Source organism: Thermostichus sp. OS-CIW-32 (assembly GCF_054060415.1).
Genome location: NZ_JBSSDD010000017.1, coordinates 1 through 18,476, shown reverse-complemented (window position 1 = coordinate 18,476; position 18,476 = coordinate 1). Strand labels below are relative to the sequence as shown.

The following is an 18,476-nucleotide window of genomic DNA, read 5'->3' as shown; positions in this document are numbered from 1 at the left end:
GGGTTCACCATTGCAGTCTTTGCCCATGGGAGATCAGGTAGCGCTGTAAATCGGCTATTTTGCCTTGCGGTACGATCTGAGCTGGGATCAGGCCGGGAGCTTGACTGCGCAGCCAAGCCACGGTCAGGCCTGCTGCCGAGCCGATGGTCCATTCACCGTAATGCACGCGGGTGGCGGCGTTGACAATGTGGCTGACGGCGATCCCTTTGCCGCCGATGAGCAGGTTATCCACCTTCTGCGGGATCAGGGCTTCCAAGGGAATGAGAATGGGACGGACGGAAAACTCGTTGACTGGCGCGGAGCTGGCCGAAAGAGAGGGCTCCCAGTTGCGGTAGCGACAGCCGTGGATATCGATGGCGTAGTGGGTAACCCCCACCACGGTAGGTCTGAAGTCCCGCCCCCCGGCGGTGCCGACGCGAATATCCTGCTCCAACATCAGGAACTCTGCTTGGCCGTAGGCAGCTCGCCCCAGGATGCGCCGACCTTCGCGGATGTAGGGGTAGAGGCTAAGGCCAGAGCGAGTGCCCAGCAAGGACTCTTCGGCAAACACCAAGGAGAGGGGATAGCCAGAGCGGGATTGAGTTTCCATCAGCCACTCGGCAAACAGCAGGGCGTGGTTTTCTCCATCTTTGATGGCCGAGACATCCAGGCCCCCCAGCCAGTTGTGGCGCTGCCCCGAGGCCACCAGCCGCTCTTCCGTCAGGATCAGGGGCGGGTTCATGATCCCCCAGTCGTTGCCGCGGTTCCAGTTCACCAGCGTCAGGTCGCCTGGAACAGGCGTGCTGTAGAAGGGATCCCGGCGGCCCTTGCTGACGATGCGGCGGTAATTGAAAAAGCTCTGGCCGCTGAAGGTGGGGAAACCCTCCATGTCGAACTCGCGGCGGTGTTCGGCGCGGGAATAGCCCGGCTGCAGCTGGACCAGCTCGGCGCGGGAGCGCCCGCCATCGTCGTGGATGGCCAGCACGAAGGGAAAGGTAAAGGCTTGAGTACACTCCGGGTTGCTGGCGGGGGCAGCATTGGGCTCGCCGGTCACGTCTCGCCCTTCCGAACCCAGCCGATAGGGGATCCCGGCCCAGCCCACCAGCTCGCCGGTATCGGTGGCATCGATAACAAACAGGTTGCGGCCTGGTGGTGCCTGCAGCCTCAACACCCGTTTGGCAAAAACTTCCGTCTCCTGCCAGCCATACCAGCTCACCAGCTCCCGCCACAGCCGTCCCGGCGGCACAAAGTTGGGATCCCGCGGCTGCCGCTGCACAGCGTAAATGCTTTCAATCCGGGATCCATCGGCGCTGAAGGTGGCCCCCTTGAAAGCCGTTTGGGTAGCCCAGCGGCTGTTGGGGGCATTTTGAGCTGCCTGTTGCAGCCAGGTTTCCACCGCCTGCAGCCCGGCCTGGGGCGGAAAACACAGCCCTCCCACCCAGCAGCTGTTGATCTCGGATACGCGGGTTCCCGGAGGGATCCCTGTCCAGGCCGGCAGATGCACCGGCTGGCTTTCGATCAAGGCCTTGAACTCCAGCCAGTGGCGGGAAAAATTGCCCCGCTGCCGCATCGGCAGCGATTCATCAATGGCCGATACCCCCTGGGAGGTGATCTGCCCCCCCAGCCAAGGGGTGAGCTCGATGAGACAGGTCTGCACCCCCCCTCGCATGGCATGGCCTGCCGCTGCCACCCCTCCCAGGGATCCGCCCACCACCACCAGCTCGCACTCCCAAATCTCGTCCGGCTGCGGCAAGGGATCCAACAAGGGCCAACCGTGGGCGGTAAAACGGGGCACCTCCGGCTCGGAGACGGCAACAGGGGATCCCACCTCTGGCTGGGAGAGGGCGGCAAACCCCATCCCGGCCACAAAGCTCAGCAGCGACAGGATCCCCAGCCCCACAGTTCGCTTGGGCTCAGATCCCCGGCACGCCGCAGCCGTCTTTTTGCCAGCCATGCTCACTCACACCCCCGGCCTTTCCCCGGCAGGAGAAATCCCCTTGAGAATAGCTGAGGAAACCGACATTGAGGCCAGCCAGGATCCCTGCCACAGGGCATAATGGGCTAGCAACTTTTTAACGGCAACGGCGGGATCTCATGGGACGGGCAAAGAAGGTGGTATTGGCCTATTCAGGCGGGGTGGATACTTCCGTCTGCATTCCCTATCTCAAGCACGAGTGGGGGGTGGAATCGGTGGTGGCCCTGGCAGTCGACTTGGGGCAGGGGGCGGAGCTGGAGGCCATTCAGGCCAAAGCCCTCAGGGCGGGGGCAGAGCAATCTCTGGTGCGGGAGGCTGTCCAGGCCCTCATTACCGACTATGCCTTCCCGGCCATCCAGGCCAACGCCCTCTACGAGCAGCGCTACCCCCTTTCCACGGCCCTGGCCCGACCCCTGATTGCCAAGCTGCTGGTGGAAGTGGCGGAAGAGGTGGGCGCCGATGCGGTGGCCCACGGCTGCACCGGCAAAGGCAACGACCAGGTGCGCTTTGATCTGGCTATTGCTGCTTTAAATCCCCAGCTCAAAGTGTTGGCCCCTGCCCGCGAGTGGGGGATGACCCGCGAGGAGACCATTGCCTATGGGGAGCGCTACGGGATCCCCATGCCCGTGCAGAAGTCCAGCCCCTACAGCATCGACCTCAACATTTTGGGCCGCAGCGCTGAAGCCGGCATCCTAGAAGATGCCGACCGGGAGCCGCCGGAGGAAGTGTATGCCCTCACCCGGCCTATTTCCCAGACACCCGACGAGCCCGCCTACGTGGAGATTGAGTTCGAGCAAGGGATCCCTGTCGGGGTGGATGGGCAGCGCCTCAGTCCCAAAGCCCTCTTCGAGCAGCTCAACTCCTTAGCTGGCCTGCATGGGGTGGGCCGCATAGACATGATTGAAAACCGCCTGGTGGGGATCAAGTCGCGGGAGATCTACGAGTGCCCCGCTTTAACCGTCTTGATCCAAGCCCACCGCGAGCTGGAGAGCCTCACCCTCACCCGCGATGTCATCCATTACAAGTACGGCATCGAGACCACCTACAGCCAGTTGATCTACAACGGCCTTTGGTACTCGCCGCTGCGGGAGGCTCTGGACGCCTTTATCCGCGCCACCCAGAAAAGCGTCACCGGTGTCGTGCGGATGCGGTTGCACAAGGGCCAGGCAGTCTGTGTGGGCCGTCGCTCCCCTTATTCCCTCTACAACCCCGAGCTGGCCACCTACGGCGCAGGAGACCAGTTCGACCACAAAGCGGCAGAAGGCTTCATCTACGTCTGGGGTCTGCCCACCCGCGTTTGGTCGCAGGTTCACAGAATCTAGGAATCCCCTCCTGGCTCGAGGTTGGGGGGAGCACGCTAGCCCTGCTGCTTGGGATCCCAGACTCAGCTCCCGATTGAATTCCCAAAACCCACTTAAGTCCCGGCAGTCCACGTGTTGCCGTACTCGATCTGCTCTGGAGTGAGGCTGTCGATTTGGATCCCCATGGCCTTGAGCTTGAGGCGGGCGATGGCCTCGTCCACCTCGAGAGGAATGGGGTGAAGCCCTGGGGCCAAGCGGCCCCGGTTTTTCACCAGGTATTCGCAGGCCAGGGCCTGGTTGGCAAAGCTCATGTCCATGACGCTGGCGGGGTGCCCTTCGGCAGCAGCCAAGTTAATCAGGCGGCCTTCCCCCAGCACCACCACTGACTTGCCCGACTGCAGACGGTATTCTTCCACAAAGGGGCGCACCGTCTGTCGGGAGACCGACCGCTCCTGCAGCGCCACCAGGTCGATTTCAATGTCAAAGTGGCCGGCGTTGCAGACCATCGCCCCATCCTTCATGCGGTCGAAGTGCTCGCCGCGAATCACGTGCTTGTTGCCGGTGACGGTGATGAAGATGTCCCCCAGAGCAGCGGCTTCTTCCATCGGCATCACCCGGAAGCCGTCCATCACCGCCTCCAGAGCCCGCACCGGCTTGACTTCCGTGACAATCACCTGGGATCCCATGCCGCGGGCCCGCATGGCCACTCCCTTGGCGCACCAGCCGTAGCCAGCCACCACCACCGTCTTCCCGGCCAGAAGGATGTTGGTACAGCGCAGGATCCCGTCCAGGGTGGATTGGCCGGTGCCGTAGCGGTTGTCGAACAGGTGTTTGGTCTCGGCGTCGTTGACGGTCATCACCGGGAAGCTGAGCACCCCCGCCTTGAGCATGGCCCTAAGGCGCACCAGGCCAGTGGTGGTCTCTTCCGTGGTGCCGATGAGCTCCGACAGTTGCTCCTGACGGTGCTGCACCAGCTCCGCCGTCACATCTCCGCCATCGTCGATAATCAGGTTGGGGCGGTGATCTAGGGCAATCTGGACATGGCGGCGGTAGGTGGCCACATCTTCTCCTTTGAGGGCAAACACCGAAATGCCATGGTCCGCCACCAGGCTGGCGGCCACATCGTCTTGGGTGGAAAGGGGATTGCTGGCAATGAGAACGCTATCCGCCCCCCCTGCTTGTAGAGCCAGGGCCAGGTTGGCCGTTTCGGTCGTAATGTGGCAGCAGGCCACCAAGCGCAGCCCGGCAAAGGGCTTTTCTTGAGCAAAGCGCTCCCGGATCTGGGCCAGCACCGGCATCTCCCGCGCCGCCCACTGGATCCGTTGCTTGCCCAGGGGGGCGAGGTTCAGATCTTTCACTTCATGCTTCGGGAGAGACAGGGTAGCGCTGGTCATCGAGTGTTGCTCCAAACAGGGTCATCGAGAGAGGATAGGGGAACGGAAACTGCAAGCCCCAAAGGGGGCCAGGCAGCCATAAAGATCAGCAAGGATGTCGATAAGCCTGAACTATTCTGCCACAAGGGATCCCCTTTCAGCGCTGGGGCTGGATGTAGGCAACCGCCGCATTGGCGTGGCCGGCTCCGATCGGCTGGGGCTGCTGGCTACTGGCCTGGGGGTGATCCAGCGCCGTTCCCTCTCAGAGGATATTGCCCAAGTGCAGGAGTGGATCCGCCGCCGCCAGGCCACCGTGGTGGTGGTGGGGATCCCCCTTCTGGCGGATGGGTCGGTGGGATCCCAGGCCCGCAAAGTCCAGCGGTTCGTGCGCGCTTTGCAGGTGGCCGTGGATCTTCCCATTGTTACCGTCAATGAATACCTGAGCACCGTGCAGGCGGAGTGGGACCTGCGCGAGGCGGGGATCCCGGCCAAAGCCCAGAAGGGCTTAATCGATCAGCAGTCGGCGGCGGTAATTCTCCAAACTTGGCTGGACGAGCGACGGGCTTCCCTGTCAGAAGTGCCGGCTTGGCAAAGCTGGGGCAACAAAGACTACGCTGGAGAAGTCTAGCCGGGAAAGTTTAAATCAATTCAAGCCCAAGGTGGGCCATCCCTCGTTGCCCCTTCTGCATCAGCAGGGTGTGATTGTTAAGTCGGGGCCTTTCGCGCAACTTTGATAACGTCTGATAACGTCACGTGAACCATCCGAGCATGAATCGCATTTGCATTCTTGGGGGCGGCTTTGGCGGGTTGTACACAGCTTTGGAACTGAGCCGGCAACCCTGGCCAGAACCACCCCAGATCACCTTGGTCGATCGGCAGGAGCGGTTCGTCTTTGCCCCCCTGCTTTATGAGCTGCTCACCGGAGAAATGGAAGACTGGGAGGTGGCCCCCCGTTTTCAAGATCTGCTGCCCCCAGGATCGGTGCAGTTTCGCCGCGGATCTGTCCAGGCCATTGACCCTCAAGCCCGCCGCGTGGAGCTGGAAGATGGGCAAAGCTTGGAGTACGACGCGCTGGTGCTGGCGCTGGGGGGAGAAACCCCTCTGGAGAGCGTTCCGGGAGCGGCGGAGTTTGCTTTTCCCTTTCGCACCCTGGCAGATGCTCAGCGGCTGCGCGCCCACCTGAAGGCGTTGGAAGACCGGGATCCGGCTCAGCCTGTGGCTCTGGCCATTGCAGGAGCAGGGGCCAGTGGCGTGGAACTGGCCTGCAAATTGGCGGATCGGCTGGGCTGGCGGGGACGGATCCGCCTCATCGAGTTGGGATCCCAAATCTTGTCCGGCTTTGCTCTCTCCAGCCGGGAGGCGGCCCAAGAGGCGCTGGCCCAACGGCGGGTGCAGGTGGAGTTGCAAACCAAGGTCTTGGGCATCGAGGCCCTTGGCGAGAACGGCGCCCCTCCCTTCCATCTGCAGCTGCAACGGCTGGAGACCCAGGAGATCGCCACAGATCTTGTGGATGCTGTGCTGTGGACTGTCGGAACCCGACCGGCAGCGGTGATTGCCAATTTGGATCTGCCCAAAACGGAGCGGGGACGGCTACAGGTTTTGTCCACCCTACAAACCCCCACCTTCCCAGAGATCTTTGCCTTGGGAGATGCAGCAGCGGTGGTGGATGCGGAGGGCAAGCCGGTGCCGGCCACAGCCCAAGCGGCTTTTCAACAGGCCGGTTATTGCGCCTGGAACCTGTGGGCTTTGCTCACCCAGGAGCGGCCTCTCTTGCCCTTTCGCTACTTTTCTCTGGGGGAAATGCTCAGCCTGGGGGTGGATACGGCGGTGCTTTCTGCCCTTGGCGGACTCACACTGACCGGCCCCCTGGGCTATTTGGCCCGGCGAACTGCCTATTTGGTGCGCCTGCCCACACTGGAACACCAGCTCAAGGTGGGATGGAATTGGATCACCCGCCCCCTGTGGCAAGGGCTGCTGGCCCGCTAGGATCCCTGTAACTGGCAAGAGCGCTCGTAGGCCGCTCGCACTGCCTGCATCAGGGCTCCCCGCACCCCCGCCTGCTCCAAGGCTTGGATCCCGGCAATGGTCGTCCCCCCTGGACTGGTGACCCGGTCTTTGAGAACGGCAGGGTGCAGATTTTCTTGCTGCAAGAGGGCAGCAGTACCCGCCAAGGTCTGCAGGGCCAACTGGGTAGCAATGGGACGCGGCAGCCCCACCTGTACCCCTCCGTCGATCAGCCCTTCCAGAATCACCGCCAGATACCCCGGCCCGGAACCCGAAAGTGCCGTCACCGCATCCATCTGGCTTTCGGCCACCGTCACCACCTCGCCCACCGCGCGAAACAGCTTCTCCACCTGCTCCACCTGCATAGGCGTCACCCCTGGCCCGTAGCTGATGGCCGTTATGCCCGCCCCCACCAGCGCCGGCGTGTTGGGCATCGTGCGCACCACCTTTTGTTTGGGAAAAGCCTGCTGCAACTGCTGCAAGGGGATCCCGGCCATAATCGAGATCACCAGCTCTGTAGCAGCCAACTGGCCCATTTCTGCCACCACCGTCGGGAAGACCTGTGGCTTGACGGCCAGAAACAAAATCTCAGACTCTCCCGCCTGGGAGGGATCCGCCAGCAGCCGAATGCCCAGCTCCTGCTGCAGGGCCACAGCCTTATCCAGATCAGGCTCCCGCAAAGCCATCTGAGCTGCAGGATAAACTCCCACAGCCACCCAACGCCGCAGCAGGGCGGATCCCATGGCTCCACCCCCGATAACACTTAGCAGTGGCCGCTCCATAGCAACTAGTGCTGACCTACTGCCTGCAGATGCTCATAGGTGCTGGGCCAGAGGGGGGTAGGGCTTTGCAAAGGGCGCTGCAGCGGCTGCACCACTTGGCTACTGGGGGTGGAAACCATCACCGTGCTGGGGGTGAACAAAAAAATGTTCTCTCCGATGCGCTCTTGGTGGCCATCGATGGCGTAGGTGCCGCCGGCAACGAAATCCACAGAGCGCTGCGCCTCAGCGGGATCCATTAGGGTCAAGTTCATGATCACCGTCTTGCGCTCCCGTAGGTACTGGATAACCTGAGCCATCTCATCGAAGCTGCGCGGCTCCATCACCACCACTTCACTGGTGGGTGGGTTTACGCCCGGTAATCCAATCACGTTGCTCCCCATACTGCCCCCTGCTGAGCGATCCCGATGCTGACTGCGCCGATGGCCCCGCGACTCTTCTCGACCGGCAGAGCCCTCCCCCGCTTCCACTCCCCGTTGCCGCCGCCCTCGCGGAAGGGTACTCACTTCCTCCTCTTCGGGGGGAGCAGCCGGTTGGGAACGGCGTCCCTCGTAGAGCAGTTGGTAATCATCCTGCCCTTCCATTTCAGAGTACTCCTCCAGGCCGTCCACGGGATCATTCAGACCCACAAAATCTCTTACCCTGCTCCAGATTCCATTGACATTCATATGCACATCCTCACTACAGGTCATGGGTTTACGGCGAGCGTAGGATTCAGGCTCTTGATTGGATCCTGAGTGGCTCACTCAAGCTAGGGGGCGTCCTTTTATTCTCGGTCAAAGTCTTTCAATAGGCTGAGACAGGGTTTGCTCAGGAAGCTGCCGAAGCAGGTGGGGGCTAACGTAGGTTAACAAAACCCCATTGATTCGACGACTAGAGTTTACCCAGAAGAAGTGAAGATGTCATCTCACTTGCCAAGCCGTTGTTTGGCAGGATTGAACTCTGCTCCCCGTCTGGATTGAGCCCACGTTAACGGAAGTAACGCAAATGATTACAAATTTCCCCAAAATTTCCCCAATAGGGCAAATCCTGGGCGGGATCCCCCCGCTTTTGATCGAGCCAAGCCAAACTCTCGCCCCGAAGGTACCCCGCAGGGCGACTCCGGAGTTCGCGGCTTTACACAAAATTTAATCACAATTTAACAGCTTCACAGAGGCCACATCTATTTCCGCTCGGCGTCGGCAAACAAAGCACGCCCCAGTCGGATCAAGTTAGAGCCTGCTGCCACCGCCAGGGGGTAATCGTCGGACATGCCCATGGAGAGGGTGTGCACCTGCAGATGTTCATAGCCGCTGCGCTGGATGTAATCGGCCAGTTCGGCCAGCTTGCGAAACAGGTCTAGGGCCGCCTCTGAGCTCAAGCCCAAAGGCAAAATGGTCATCAGGCCCACAATTTGCACCTGCAGCAGTTGGTTCAGTTCGGGGAGGCTCTGCAACAGATCGGGGATGAGCCAGCCGAACTTATTGGGATCCGGAGCCAATTTAACCTGCAGGCAAAGCTTGGGGGTGAGGTGCAGCTCCCAGGCTTTTTGGTTGATCAGCTTGGCCAGGCGCAAGCTATCGACGCTGTCAATCCAGGCAAATTGCTTGAGGGCCGGTTTGACTTTGTTGGTCTGCAGATGCCCGATCAAGTGCCAGACGATATCGGTCAGATCTTGCAGTTGCCCTTGTTTGACGGCGGCCTCTTGCACTCGACTCTCCCCAAAGTGGCGGATCCCAGCCCGATAGGCGGCGCGGATGTGGTCGGCACTGTAGCCTTTGCTCACTGCCATGATCTCCACATGGCCTGGGATCTGGGCTCGGATGGCCTGAATGCGGCTGTGGATGAGCTGCTCGTCAAGGGGCATCGTCAGGTCAGCAGGCCGGGGATCGCTATCCCCATTCTCGTTCCAATTGGCAACAATGCTCTGGGATAGATTTTTGCAGAACCCAGAGCCAACGGGCTGTCCGCTACCGCTGCCAGGGATCCGGTCGGGAGATGATCACGCGGGTGCCGGGCGCCAGTTTGCGCGCGTAGTCCAACTGCACCACTTCTGGGTTTTGCTTCAGGGCTTCCCCCTGGAGGCGAATGGCTTGGGCTTCTCCTTCTGCCAGGATCACCAATCGTTGTTTTTCCAGCTCTGCTTTTTCCACGAGGAAGCGTTCCCGCTCTTTCTCTTGCTCGGCAATTTGCTTTTGCTCGATGGCCGTTTGGAATTGGTCGGAGAAGCGGACATTGCGCAGCAGCACGTTTTGCAAGATCAGGTCATTCTCAGCAAAAATGCTGGAGAGCTGCCGCTCCACATTTTCCTGGATCTGCTCGCGTTCTTCCGAGAAAACGGCGATAGCGCGGTGCAAAGCCAGTTCATTGCGCACCACCGTCCGCACCTCTGGGCGAATCACTTTGTCCACGTAGGAAGGGCCAATGGTCTGGTGCAGGTGGGCCACTTGGTCGGGATCCAAGCGAAAGCGCACCGAGACATCGAGGGAGATCTGCTGGCCGTCGGCGCTGAGCACTTTCAACGCATCATCCCCCTGGTTTTCGGAGCGTTGGGAGGCCATGGTGTAGGTTTGGGTGCGCACGTCGTAGAAGATAGGCGTTTCCACCAGCGGCAGCAGGAGGTGCAGCCCTTCTCCCAGCGGCTGCGGCTTCAGCCCCGTCAGGGAGTTGAACACCACGGCCCGTGTGCCGGCAGGCACCACCACCAAGCACTGCAGCAAGGTGGCCAAGAGGATCAGCAGCAATGCCCCACCCACCAAGGGAATCCAGGACAAAGCGGGAAGTTCAAAAGCAGGACGACGGGGGTGGGCCGATTTCACAGGTGTGTTACCCAAAAACCTAAAGAACTCGAACAGGTGCCCCGGGGATGGCCGGCCAAGCTCTTCTTGAGCTTAACCCAAGGCCGCAGCCAAGATCTGATAGGCCAGTTTGGCGACCGTGAAGGCGCTGCGGCGATCGGTTTCCCGTTCCCCCGTGACCGACAGCTCTACCACATCGGCGCCGATGATTTGCCGTTGCTGTCCTAGTACCCGGATCAGCTCCACCGTCTCCCACCAGCCCAAGCCGCCGGGTTCGGGGGTACCGGTGGCCGGCACCACAGCGGGATCCAGCCCATCCACATCCACCGTCAGGTAAACCTGGGGGCCCAAGGTGGCAATCACCTCTGGGATCCACTCCTGGGCTGGCTTGGTGTGCAGGCTGTGGGCAAAAAAGGTGTGCAGACGGCGCTCGCGAATGGTCTGGCGGTCTTCGGCGCAGATGGAGCGGATCCCCACTTGGGTGAGGCGGCTGCCCACTTGCTCCACCACGCGGGCCATGGCAGAAGCATGGGAATAGCGGGATCCCTCGTAGCTATCTCTCAGGTCGCAGTGGGCATCGATTTGCAGGACGTGCAGCTCCGGATAATGGGCCAGGTGGGCAGCAATCAGGGGCCCGCTGATGGAGTGCTCCCCACCAATGGAAAGCAGGAACCGCCCCGGTCTCACCCACTCGGCAGCGCGACGCTGGATTTCGGCCATAGCCAGCTCCTGGGCGGAAGATCCCAGACCTTCCAACTCCACCGGGGGGGCCGTCCAGTAGCGGGAGATCTCTTCCGAGAAGTCGGGGTGAAGAGCTGGCTGGCGATCCCGTACCTCGTCGTAGATCTCCACATAGGCAGAAGCCTGCAACAGCGCCTGAGGGCCTTTGGCGGTGCCTTTGCCATAGGAGGTGGTGGCCTCGTAGGGGACGGGCAGGAGAATTGCTTGGGCCATCTCCGGATCCGGCTCAGGCAGGCCCAGGAAGGGGAAGGGAGAGCGATACATGATGGCTTGCAAGAAGGGATCCCTATTCTATTGAATCTATTGAAGAATTGTGGTGAGCCAAAAGGACTGGGATGATGGGGTAAAGAGGGATCCCTTGTGGGATTGAGGCAAACCCTCTAGACTGAGCAAAGGCTTCCCCAAGCCCAGTTTTAGCAGCCATTTGTTTTCACTCCTCTTAGACTGCCTTTCCACAAGCTGACGAGCCTATGACCACTGCCTCTCACGCTGCTCTTTTCGACGCTCTGGCCCAACGTCGGGCCCTCAAGATCATCAGCGGTCTACAAAACTTCGACCTGCAGTCGGTTCTGAGCATCACCCGCGCCGCCCAACAGGGAGGGGCCACTTGGGTGGATATCGCTGCCAGCCCCGAATTGGTGCAGCGGGTACGCGCCCAGATCGATCTGCCCATCTGTGTGTCGGCGGTGGAGCCGCAGCAGTTGGCCGCAGCCGTACAGGCAGGAGCAGACATGGCCGAGATCGGCAATTACGACAGCTTCTACCCTTCAGGCCGCCTCTTCTCCGCAGCGGAAGTCCTAGACCTTACCCGCCGAACCCGCTCTCTTCTGCCCCGCACGCTCTTGTCGGTAACCGTTCCCCACACTCTGCCTCTGAATCAACAGGCAGAATTGGCCGAGAAACTGGAGGATCTGGGAGCCGATCTCATCCAAACCGAGGGCAGCACCAGTGCCGAGCCGGTTCACGGGGGATCCCTGGGCCTGATCGAGAAGGCTGCCCCCACCCTGGCCGCCGCCTATGAAATTAGCCGTGTCGTCTCGGTACCGGTTATCTGCGCTTCCGGCCTCTCGACGGTAACAGTGCGCTTGGCCATTGCTGCCGGCGCTTCAGGTGTAGGGGTGGGCAAAGCTGTCAGCCGGCTCCAGGATGAAGTGGCCATGGTGGCTCAAGTGCGGGCATTGGTGGAGGCCTTGGGAGGATCTCGGATCCCTGCCCTTGTCTAGGTTTGATGGGTGAAAGTTGACCCTCGTGCGCCAGCGTGCGCTGGTGCATTTTTTTTAGATTTTCTTGGACAAGCAGGGAATAAGTAGGTAAGTAGGGCAGCTGAGGGTTGAGATCAGCCGCTAGAAGTTTTGCTGCTCACAAGTGCTTCACTTTCTTCCGCGTAGAGGTGGCATACCCGGCGCGGTTGCCCTACTTGTCATCCTTGCCTTCCCAGATCAATTCCGTCCGCATCCGTTGCACAGTCAGACCGTCGCCCCAGTCATGTTCTGCAAAGATTCCAAGTCCTGAGCCGCACTGGGCAGACATGGTTGACAATGCGAGGGATCCCTTTTTGAACTGTCCATGAGCTGGCAACGCCCAGATAATCGCACGGCTGCTCAACTGCGCCCAGTCTCCTTTGAGCGCCACTTTACCCGCTATGCCCCTGGCTCGGTGTTGGTCAAGTTCGGCCATACCCATGTCCTTTGCACCGCCAGTGTGGCCGAAGAAGTTCCCCCTTTTCTGCAGAACACCGGCCAAGGCTGGCTGACGGCTGAGTACCGCATGTTGCCCGGAGCCACGCAACAACGACAGCCGCGGGAAATGTTGAAACTATCGGGCCGTACTGCCGAGATTCAACGGCTCATCGGGCGCAGTCTGCGCGCCGCCTTGGATTTTCGCAAGCTGGGATCCCGTACCATCACCGTCGATGCCGATGTGCTGCAGGCCGATGGCGGAACGCGCACCGCCGCGATCACAGGGGGCTATGTGGCTCTGCACGACGCCATCACTTGGCTGTACAAACAGGGGGCGCTGGATCCGGCCCAGGGATCCCCGCTGCGGCAGCAGGTGGCGGCCCTTTCAGTAGGAATTGTGCAGGGAGAGGTACTTGTGGATCTGTGCTATGAGGAAGACAGCCAAGCCGAGGTGGACATGAACATTGTTATGAACGAGCAGGGATCCTTCATCGAGATCCAGGGCACTGCCGAAGCCGCCTGCTTCAGTCGCCCGCAACTGCTACAAATGTTGGAGATGGCCCAAGCCGGGATCCAAGAATTGCTACAAGCCCAACGGCAGGCTCTCAATTTAGAAAGATAGAGCCATAGCCGGACCCTAGCCTTGCAATGGTAATCCTTCAAGGCACTGCATATGGGATTGCATGGGTGTATATCCTGGTTGGCAAAGCGGTATTCCCTTGCTGTAAAGGAATGGCCGGGAAAGCTAAGATCAGCCAGTTGTTAAAATAAGTGAGCTCTAGTGAGCTCTCTGAAGCTCTCCTTTCGACGGTTTGAGCGTGTGGCTGAGGTGAATCGCTGCTCATTTGGCCTGAAGAAGTTGGCCCGGAGAACGCTGCATGTCCCGTTTTGTGTTCGGCTCGGAGGAACTTGCGCCACTGCTCAGGCAGCAAGGTTGGCGGTTTACCACTGGATATCTGCACATTCACCTCAAGGGACTGGATCCCTCTGAGGGTGCGGAACCCTGGGTGTTGACCTACTACCACGGCAGGCTGCTTTTTTCTGCCGATCAACCCCTCAACACGCAAATCCTGCTGAAACGCCTATCCCGCTTTATTCCTCGCCTCAACTTGGAATGGCCACAGCGGGCCATCTCGGTGGTGCAAGAGCGCTTGATGAAAGACCATTCCTTGCCTGAGCTGCTGGAGGCTATCACGCAATTGGGCCTGCTCAAGCCGGGGGAGCTGGAAGATGCCCTGTGGCTCAACCTGCTTACCGATTTCGACCGCTACCTATTCGAACGGGCAGGCACCTGTTACTTTGAGGTGCAGGAGCAGGTCGCCCAAGAGGCCCCCATTGGCGGGTTTGAGTTGGAGCCGCTGCTGCAAGAAGCCGCCCGGCGCCACGATCGCTGGGCAGATTTGAAGGTGGCGATCCCAACTATGCTGGCGGTGCCGGTGGTCAATTGGGAACGGGTCAACCGCTACCGCATCACCGATGAGCAACGACAGAAGCTCCACACCCTCACCAAAGATGGCCAGTCGCTGGAAGCAATCGCCAAGAAGCTGTGCCGGGATCGGCTGGAGGTGGCCAATCTCTTTGCCTCCTGGGCGAAAAAAGGTTTGGTCAGCCTACAAACACCCCAAGAGCTGCTGCAGACCAAGCGCCACAACCCGATAACCATCTTGGCGGTGGACGACAGCGTGGTGATGCAGGAAATCCTACGGCAGTATTTGCCCAACTATCAGGTGATTACAACGGGCAACCCCGCCGAGGTGCTTCCTTTGTTGTTTCAGCATCGGCCCCACCTGTTGTTGATGGATATCGCCATGCCGGGGATCGATGGTCTAGAGCTTTGCCGCATTGTGCGCAGCTTAGAAGAGTTTAAGTCCCTTCCCATCCTGATGGTTACCGCTCGCGATGGTCTGCTGGCCCGCATCCGCGGCAAATGGTCGGGGGCAACCGCCTACTTGACCAAGCCCTTCAACGAAAGTCAGCTTAATGCAGAGGTGAAGCGGCTTCTGGCCCAACAGCCGCCTGCCCACAGACAAAATCCTCTGTCGGTTCAGGGAGGCAGAACAGGTCATCCTGCCCTGTTTCAGGGATCCCCCCGTTCCCTCGAGGATCAAGCCAAGGCGTAGTGTCCTTCTGAGTTGATCCCCGTCGCCATTGGCTTTCCTGTCAAAATCAACAAAGGTTTTATGTTAGATAAGAAGTCAACTCAAGAGACCATAACTTGTTTGGGCTGACTGCTAATGTCAATGGATTGATAGCTCATTAGGACATGCCCAAAAGAGAAAAATAGGTTGCCGGGGATTTCAGAAACAAGAGACGAAGTAAGCATCCCATACACTGAAAACTTATCCGATCAACCTTCCTCATTGTCATCACGACCGGCTACTTCAATCTCTCTCAGGAACTGGCTTTTCCCCGCTGGCATTAGAGGTCGTTTAAGCCTTAGAGAAGCCTCACAAGGCTTCTGGCAAAAGAGTCCATACTAAGGGTACCGACAAACAAGCCCTGAAGACATGAAAAAAGATCGAACAGGGTTCAGCAGGCACTTCTGAAGGCAAACCAGAAATATTAAACGCTGTCGTGGATCCCGGCAAGATCAATGAGAGGGAGAAATCAAGCAGAAATTGCTCAGGATCCATGGACAGGGATCCCAAGAATACGTAAAATCGAGTAAAGAATGTAAAGAAAACGCCACACTTCTCCAATTGGTCCCGATCCCCAAGGAGCATTATGCTGCGACTGGAACACATTAGCAAAATCTATCCCACCGGTGAGGTGCTCAAGGATGTGAACTGGGAAGTTAAGCCTGGGGATCGCGTCGGCCTAGTGGGAGTAAACGGGGCCGGAAAGACCACCCAGCTCAAGATTATCTGCGGGCAAGAAGAACCGACCAGCGGCGAGGTGATCCGCCCCGCCAACCTGCGCATCGCCTATCTCACCCAAGAATTTGGAGTGGATCCCGCCCGAACGGTGCGAGAAGAGTTCTGGACAGTCTTTCAAGAGGAAAACCGCATTCACCAAGAAATTGCCCAAATCACCCAACAGATGGAGCAGGCGGACGCGGACACGTTGGAAACCCTTTTGCGCCGTCTAGATCGTCTACAGCGCCAATTTGAGAGTTTACATGGCTATGAACTGGAGGCGCGTATTGAGAAAATCCTGCCGGAAATGGGGTTTGAGCCGGAGGACGGGGATCGGTTGGTGAGCGCCTTCAGCGGCGGCTGGCAGATGCGCATCAGCCTGGGGAAAATCCTGCTGCAAAAACCCGATTTGATGTTGCTAGATGAGCCGACCAACCACCTAGACTTGGAGACCATTGAGTGGCTGGAAAACTACCTCAAGAGCTTGACGATCCCCATGGTGATTGTTTCTCATGATCGAGAGTTTTTGGATCGGCTTTGCACCCAAATTGTGGAGACGGAGCGAGGAGTTTCTACGACATACTTGGGTAACTATTCTCAATACCTACTCCAAAAAGCTGAACGGCGAGAGGCACAACAAGCTGCCTACGAACGTCAGCAAAAGGAAATTGAAAGGCAACAAACTTTCATCGATCGCTTCCGGGCCAGTGCCACCCGCAGCACTCAGGCCAAAAGCCGCGAAAAACAACTGGAAAAGATCGAGCGGGTCGAAGCGCCCATTGGCGACGTGCGTACCCTCAAGTTTCGCTTTCCCCCTGCTCCCCGCAGTGGTCGCGAGGTGGTGAAGATCGAGAATTTGACGCACATTTATGGAGATAAGATTTTGTTTTTGGGTGCGGAGCTGTTGATCGAGCGTGGGGATCGCGTCGCCTTTCTGGGGCCCAATGGGGCAGGAAAATCCACCCTGCTGCGTCTTATCACCGGCCTAGAGCAACCTACCGAGGGATCTGTGAAATTGGGAGCACACAATGTGATCCCTGCCTACTTCGAGCAAAATCAAGCAGAGGCTTTGGATCTGAGCAAAACCGTCTTGGACACCATCCATGACGAAGTGCCCGACTGGAAAAACGAAGAAGTGCGCACGCTGTTGGGTCGCTTTTTGTTCAGCGGCGACGCCGTTTTTAAGAAAGTAGCGGCTTTGAGCGGGGGAGAAAAAGCCCGCTTGGCGTTGGCGAAAATGCTACTTCAGCCGGCCAACCTACTGATTTTGGATGAGCCCACCAACCACTTAGATATCCCGGCCAAAGAGATGCTGGAAGAAGCTTTACAGCATTACGATGGCACGGTGATCCTTGTTTCTCACGACCGCTACTTTATCTCAAAAGTGGCCAACAAGATTGTAGAGATTCGCAACGGAGAGTTGGTCGCCTACCAGGGCAACTATCACTACTATCTAGAAAAGATCGCTGAAGAGAAAGAGAAAGCCCGACAAGAGCGAATCGCTGCCGAAAAACGAGCCAAAGAGCGAGAAAAACAGAAAGCCAAAAAGGCAGCCGGCAAAACCTAAGGAGCCAAAGCAATGTTTACGGGTCTGGTTCGAAGTTTGGGCACAGCCCAGTTGATCAATTCTTCACAGCTACGGGTTACCTGTCCCCGGTTGCAACCTCAGTTGGCCTATGGAGATAGCGTGGCGGTGGACGGCCTTTGCCTGACGGTGGTGGAGATTCTGCCCGATGGATTTTTGGCCGATGTTTCGCCGGAAACCCTGCGGCGCTCGACTTGGGGCCAGGGATCCCTCGGCCCGCGCACAGTCAACCTGGAACCGGCGCTGCGGGTAGGAGACAAGTTAGGGGGGCATTTTGTCAGCGGCCATATCGATGGGGTGGGGCAACTGTGGGATCAAGCCGCCACTGGCAACGCCTGGGAGCTGAGCTTCAAGGTTCCCGAAGAGATCGGGCGTTACATCGTACCCAAGGGCAGCGTGGCGGTGAATGGGGTGAGCTTGACCATTGCTGAGGTGCGCCAAGGGGGCTGCTGGTTCAAGGTGGCTGTGATCCCCCAAACCTACCGCGAGACCAACCTTTCTCAGCTCCAAGTTGGGGATCCCGTCAACATAGAGGCGGATATTTTGGGCAAGTATGTGGAAAAATTGCTGGGCTTGCTGCCCCCCGAGAGCAGCGTTTCTCTGGAGTTTCTGGCCGAGCATGGCTATATCTAGGTACCTTTCCCATGATCCACCCCGAGGAAGTTGAGCGCCTGCGCGGCGTAAATGTTTATCTCATTGGGATGATGGGCAGCGGCAAATCCACCGTGGGATCGGAGCTGGCAGCCCAGTTGCGCTTTCAATTTTTCGACACCGATGGTCTGGTGGAGCAGGTGGGGGGTTCTTCCATCGCTCAGATCTTCGCCGAGCATGGGGAAGCCTACTTCCGGGATCTGGAGACGCAGGTGTTGGCCCAGTTGAGCAGCTACACCCGGTTGGTGATCGCCACAGGCGGCGGCATTGTGTTGCGCCCCAAAAATTGGAGCTACTTGCACCATGGCCTCACCGTTTGGCTGGATGCGACCCCCGAGCTGATTTGGCAGCGGCTCAAGCGGGATCCCGGCCAACGCCCCCTGCTGCAAACCCCCGACCCCCAAGCTGCCCTGTACAAGCTGATGCAAGAGCGAGAGCCGTTCTACGCCCAAGCCGATGTGCGGGTGCCCATCCGGTCAGAAACCAGCCCGCCCCAGTTGGTTGAACAGATCTGGCAAGCCATTCGCGCCCGCTTGCGAGACGGGATCCCTTCCTAGCCACCTCATGCCCATTACAAAAAACAAAAAGGGATCCCTTGGGGGATCCCTGAACTCTTCAATACTCAAGTGGATTACTCAAGATTCGCCGGGAGCGGATCCCTGACGCAGCCAGGGTAGCTTCCTTTAGAGCGCATTGCCGCGGGGGAGGACTTCTTCAGGGAACTCAAAGCGCTCATGGGGCTGGTCCTGCGGCGCCATCCACGCCCGAATCCCCTCG

General features: G+C 59.1%; 16 protein-coding genes and 1 pseudogene. 9 read left to right on the top strand and 8 right to left on the bottom strand.

Features of this window, described 5'->3' with window-relative positions; genetic code table 11:
• Positions 1-4: 4 nt before the first annotated feature.
• The gene (locus ACVWY8_RS13045; RefSeq protein WP_457395484.1) at positions 5-1,933 is read right to left on the bottom strand and encodes an FAD-dependent oxidoreductase; all 1,929 of its coding nucleotides are present in this window, start codon (positions 1,931-1,933) and stop codon (positions 5-7) included.
• Positions 1,934-2,073: 140 nt separating this feature from the next.
• Here ACVWY8_RS13045 and ACVWY8_RS13040 point away from each other — a divergent pair, with 140 nt between their 5' ends.
• Positions 2,074-3,276: an argininosuccinate synthase gene (locus ACVWY8_RS13040; RefSeq protein WP_457395481.1), complete on the top strand. Its 1,203-nt coding sequence runs from the start codon at positions 2,074-2,076 to the stop codon at positions 3,274-3,276.
• A 92-nt stretch (positions 3,277-3,368) separates the two neighbouring features.
• On the opposite strand, the gene ahcY is transcribed toward ACVWY8_RS13040, so the two are convergent.
• Positions 3,369-4,649 carry an adenosylhomocysteinase gene (gene ahcY, locus ACVWY8_RS13035; RefSeq protein WP_457395479.1) on the bottom strand — a complete coding sequence of 427 codons (1,281 nt, stop codon included), beginning with the start codon at positions 4,647-4,649 and terminating at the stop codon, positions 3,369-3,371.
• Between the two features lie 94 nt (positions 4,650-4,743).
• Between ahcY and ruvX the strand changes: the two genes are divergently transcribed.
• Positions 4,744-5,256, top strand: coding sequence for a Holliday junction resolvase RuvX (gene ruvX / locus ACVWY8_RS13030; protein ID WP_457395477.1), 513 nt, complete (start codon positions 4,744-4,746; stop codon positions 5,254-5,256).
• A gap of 140 nt (positions 5,257-5,396) precedes the next feature.
• Positions 5,397-6,614 (top strand): NAD(P)/FAD-dependent oxidoreductase, encoded by a 1,218-nt coding sequence (locus tag ACVWY8_RS13025; protein WP_011433349.1) that lies wholly within the window; start codon positions 5,397-5,399, stop codon positions 6,612-6,614.
• Here ACVWY8_RS13025 and proC read toward each other — a convergent pair.
• From proC to speB, 5 genes are all read right to left on the bottom strand, one after another.
• Entirely contained in the window at positions 6,611-7,414 is an 804-nt protein-coding gene (proC, locus tag ACVWY8_RS13020; protein ID WP_457395475.1) for a pyrroline-5-carboxylate reductase, read from the bottom strand. The two genes, ACVWY8_RS13025 and proC, sit on opposite strands and share 4 nt — an antisense overlap.
• Positions 7,415-7,419: 5 nt before the next feature.
• Positions 7,420-7,995 carry a cell division protein SepF gene (locus ACVWY8_RS13015; protein WP_011433347.1) on the bottom strand — a complete coding sequence of 192 codons (576 nt, stop codon included), beginning with the start codon at positions 7,993-7,995 and terminating at the stop codon, positions 7,420-7,422.
• Between the two features lie 578 nt (positions 7,996-8,573).
• Entirely contained in the window at positions 8,574-9,257 is a 684-nt protein-coding gene (locus ACVWY8_RS13010) for a YggS family pyridoxal phosphate-dependent enzyme (RefSeq protein ID WP_457395473.1), read from the bottom strand.
• Between the two features lie 103 nt (positions 9,258-9,360).
• Positions 9,361-10,209 (bottom strand): prohibitin family protein, encoded by an 849-nt coding sequence (locus ACVWY8_RS13005; protein ID WP_011433345.1) that lies wholly within the window; start codon positions 10,207-10,209, stop codon positions 9,361-9,363.
• A gap of 72 nt (positions 10,210-10,281) precedes the next feature.
• Entirely contained in the window at positions 10,282-11,205 is a 924-nt protein-coding gene (speB, locus tag ACVWY8_RS13000; RefSeq protein WP_457395470.1) for an agmatinase, read from the bottom strand.
• A gap of 194 nt (positions 11,206-11,399) precedes the next feature.
• Here speB and ACVWY8_RS12995 point away from each other — a divergent pair, with 194 nt between their 5' ends.
• From ACVWY8_RS12995 to ACVWY8_RS12970, 6 genes are all read left to right on the top strand, one after another.
• A complete protein-coding gene (locus ACVWY8_RS12995) occupies positions 11,400-12,152 on the top strand; it encodes a DUF561 domain-containing protein (protein ID WP_457395467.1) in 753 nt (250 codons plus the stop codon).
• Positions 12,153-12,495: 343 nt separating this feature from the next.
• On the top strand, positions 12,496-13,230 hold the full coding sequence (gene rph, locus ACVWY8_RS12990) for a ribonuclease PH (RefSeq protein ID WP_011433341.1): 735 nt from the start codon (positions 12,496-12,498) through the stop codon (positions 13,228-13,230).
• Between the two features lie 256 nt (positions 13,231-13,486).
• On the top strand, positions 13,487-14,728 hold the full coding sequence (locus ACVWY8_RS12985; RefSeq protein ID WP_414358223.1) for a response regulator: 1,242 nt from the start codon (positions 13,487-13,489) through the stop codon (positions 14,726-14,728).
• Between the two features lie 604 nt (positions 14,729-15,332).
• A complete protein-coding gene (locus tag ACVWY8_RS12980) occupies positions 15,333-17,030 on the top strand; it encodes an ABC transporter ATP-binding protein (RefSeq protein WP_414332172.1) in 1,698 nt (565 codons plus the stop codon).
• Between the two features lie 12 nt (positions 17,031-17,042).
• Positions 17,043-17,681: a riboflavin synthase gene (locus ACVWY8_RS12975; RefSeq protein ID WP_414332173.1), complete on the top strand. Its 639-nt coding sequence runs from the start codon at positions 17,043-17,045 to the stop codon at positions 17,679-17,681.
• 11 nt (positions 17,682-17,692) lie between these two features.
• Entirely contained in the window at positions 17,693-18,256 is a 564-nt protein-coding gene (locus tag ACVWY8_RS12970) for a shikimate kinase (protein WP_414374890.1), read from the top strand.
• 126 nt (positions 18,257-18,382) lie between these two features.
• Here ACVWY8_RS12970 and ACVWY8_RS12965 read toward each other — a convergent pair.
• Positions 18,383-18,476, bottom strand: a pseudogene (locus tag ACVWY8_RS12965) (photosystem II protein D2); the annotation flags it as partial.

What these genes read in the sequence shown, in the direction of transcription:
- ACVWY8_RS12970 (WP_414374890.1), top strand. Translation starts at nt 17,693, where the DNA reads ATGATCCACCCCGAGGAAGTTGAGCGCCTGCGCGGCGTAAATGTTTAT.
- proC (WP_457395475.1), bottom strand. Translation starts at nt 7,414, where the DNA reads ATGGAGCGGCCACTGCTAAGTGTTATCGGGGGTGGAGCCATGGGATCC.
- ACVWY8_RS13045 (WP_457395484.1), bottom strand. Translation starts at nt 1,933, where the DNA reads ATGGCTGGCAAAAAGACGGCTGCGGCGTGCCGGGGATCTGAGCCCAAG.
- ACVWY8_RS13010 (WP_457395473.1), bottom strand. Translation starts at nt 9,257, where the DNA reads ATGCCCCTTGACGAGCAGCTCATCCACAGCCGCATTCAGGCCATCCGA.
- ACVWY8_RS13025 (WP_011433349.1), top strand. Translation starts at nt 5,397, where the DNA reads ATGAATCGCATTTGCATTCTTGGGGGCGGCTTTGGCGGGTTGTACACA.
- ACVWY8_RS13040 (WP_457395481.1), top strand. Translation starts at nt 2,074, where the DNA reads ATGGGACGGGCAAAGAAGGTGGTATTGGCCTATTCAGGCGGGGTGGAT.
- ACVWY8_RS12995 (WP_457395467.1), top strand. Translation starts at nt 11,400, where the DNA reads ATGACCACTGCCTCTCACGCTGCTCTTTTCGACGCTCTGGCCCAACGT.
- ACVWY8_RS12985 (WP_414358223.1), top strand. Translation starts at nt 13,487, where the DNA reads ATGTCCCGTTTTGTGTTCGGCTCGGAGGAACTTGCGCCACTGCTCAGG.
- ruvX (WP_457395477.1), top strand. Translation starts at nt 4,744, where the DNA reads ATGTCGATAAGCCTGAACTATTCTGCCACAAGGGATCCCCTTTCAGCG.
- ahcY (WP_457395479.1), bottom strand. Translation starts at nt 4,649, where the DNA reads ATGACCAGCGCTACCCTGTCTCTCCCGAAGCATGAAGTGAAAGATCTG.
- ACVWY8_RS13015 (WP_011433347.1), bottom strand. Translation starts at nt 7,995, where the DNA reads ATGGAAGGGCAGGATGATTACCAACTGCTCTACGAGGGACGCCGTTCC.
- rph (WP_011433341.1), top strand. Translation starts at nt 12,496, where the DNA reads ATGAGCTGGCAACGCCCAGATAATCGCACGGCTGCTCAACTGCGCCCA.
- ACVWY8_RS12980 (WP_414332172.1), top strand. Translation starts at nt 15,333, where the DNA reads ATGCTGCGACTGGAACACATTAGCAAAATCTATCCCACCGGTGAGGTG.
- ACVWY8_RS12975 (WP_414332173.1), top strand. Translation starts at nt 17,043, where the DNA reads ATGTTTACGGGTCTGGTTCGAAGTTTGGGCACAGCCCAGTTGATCAAT.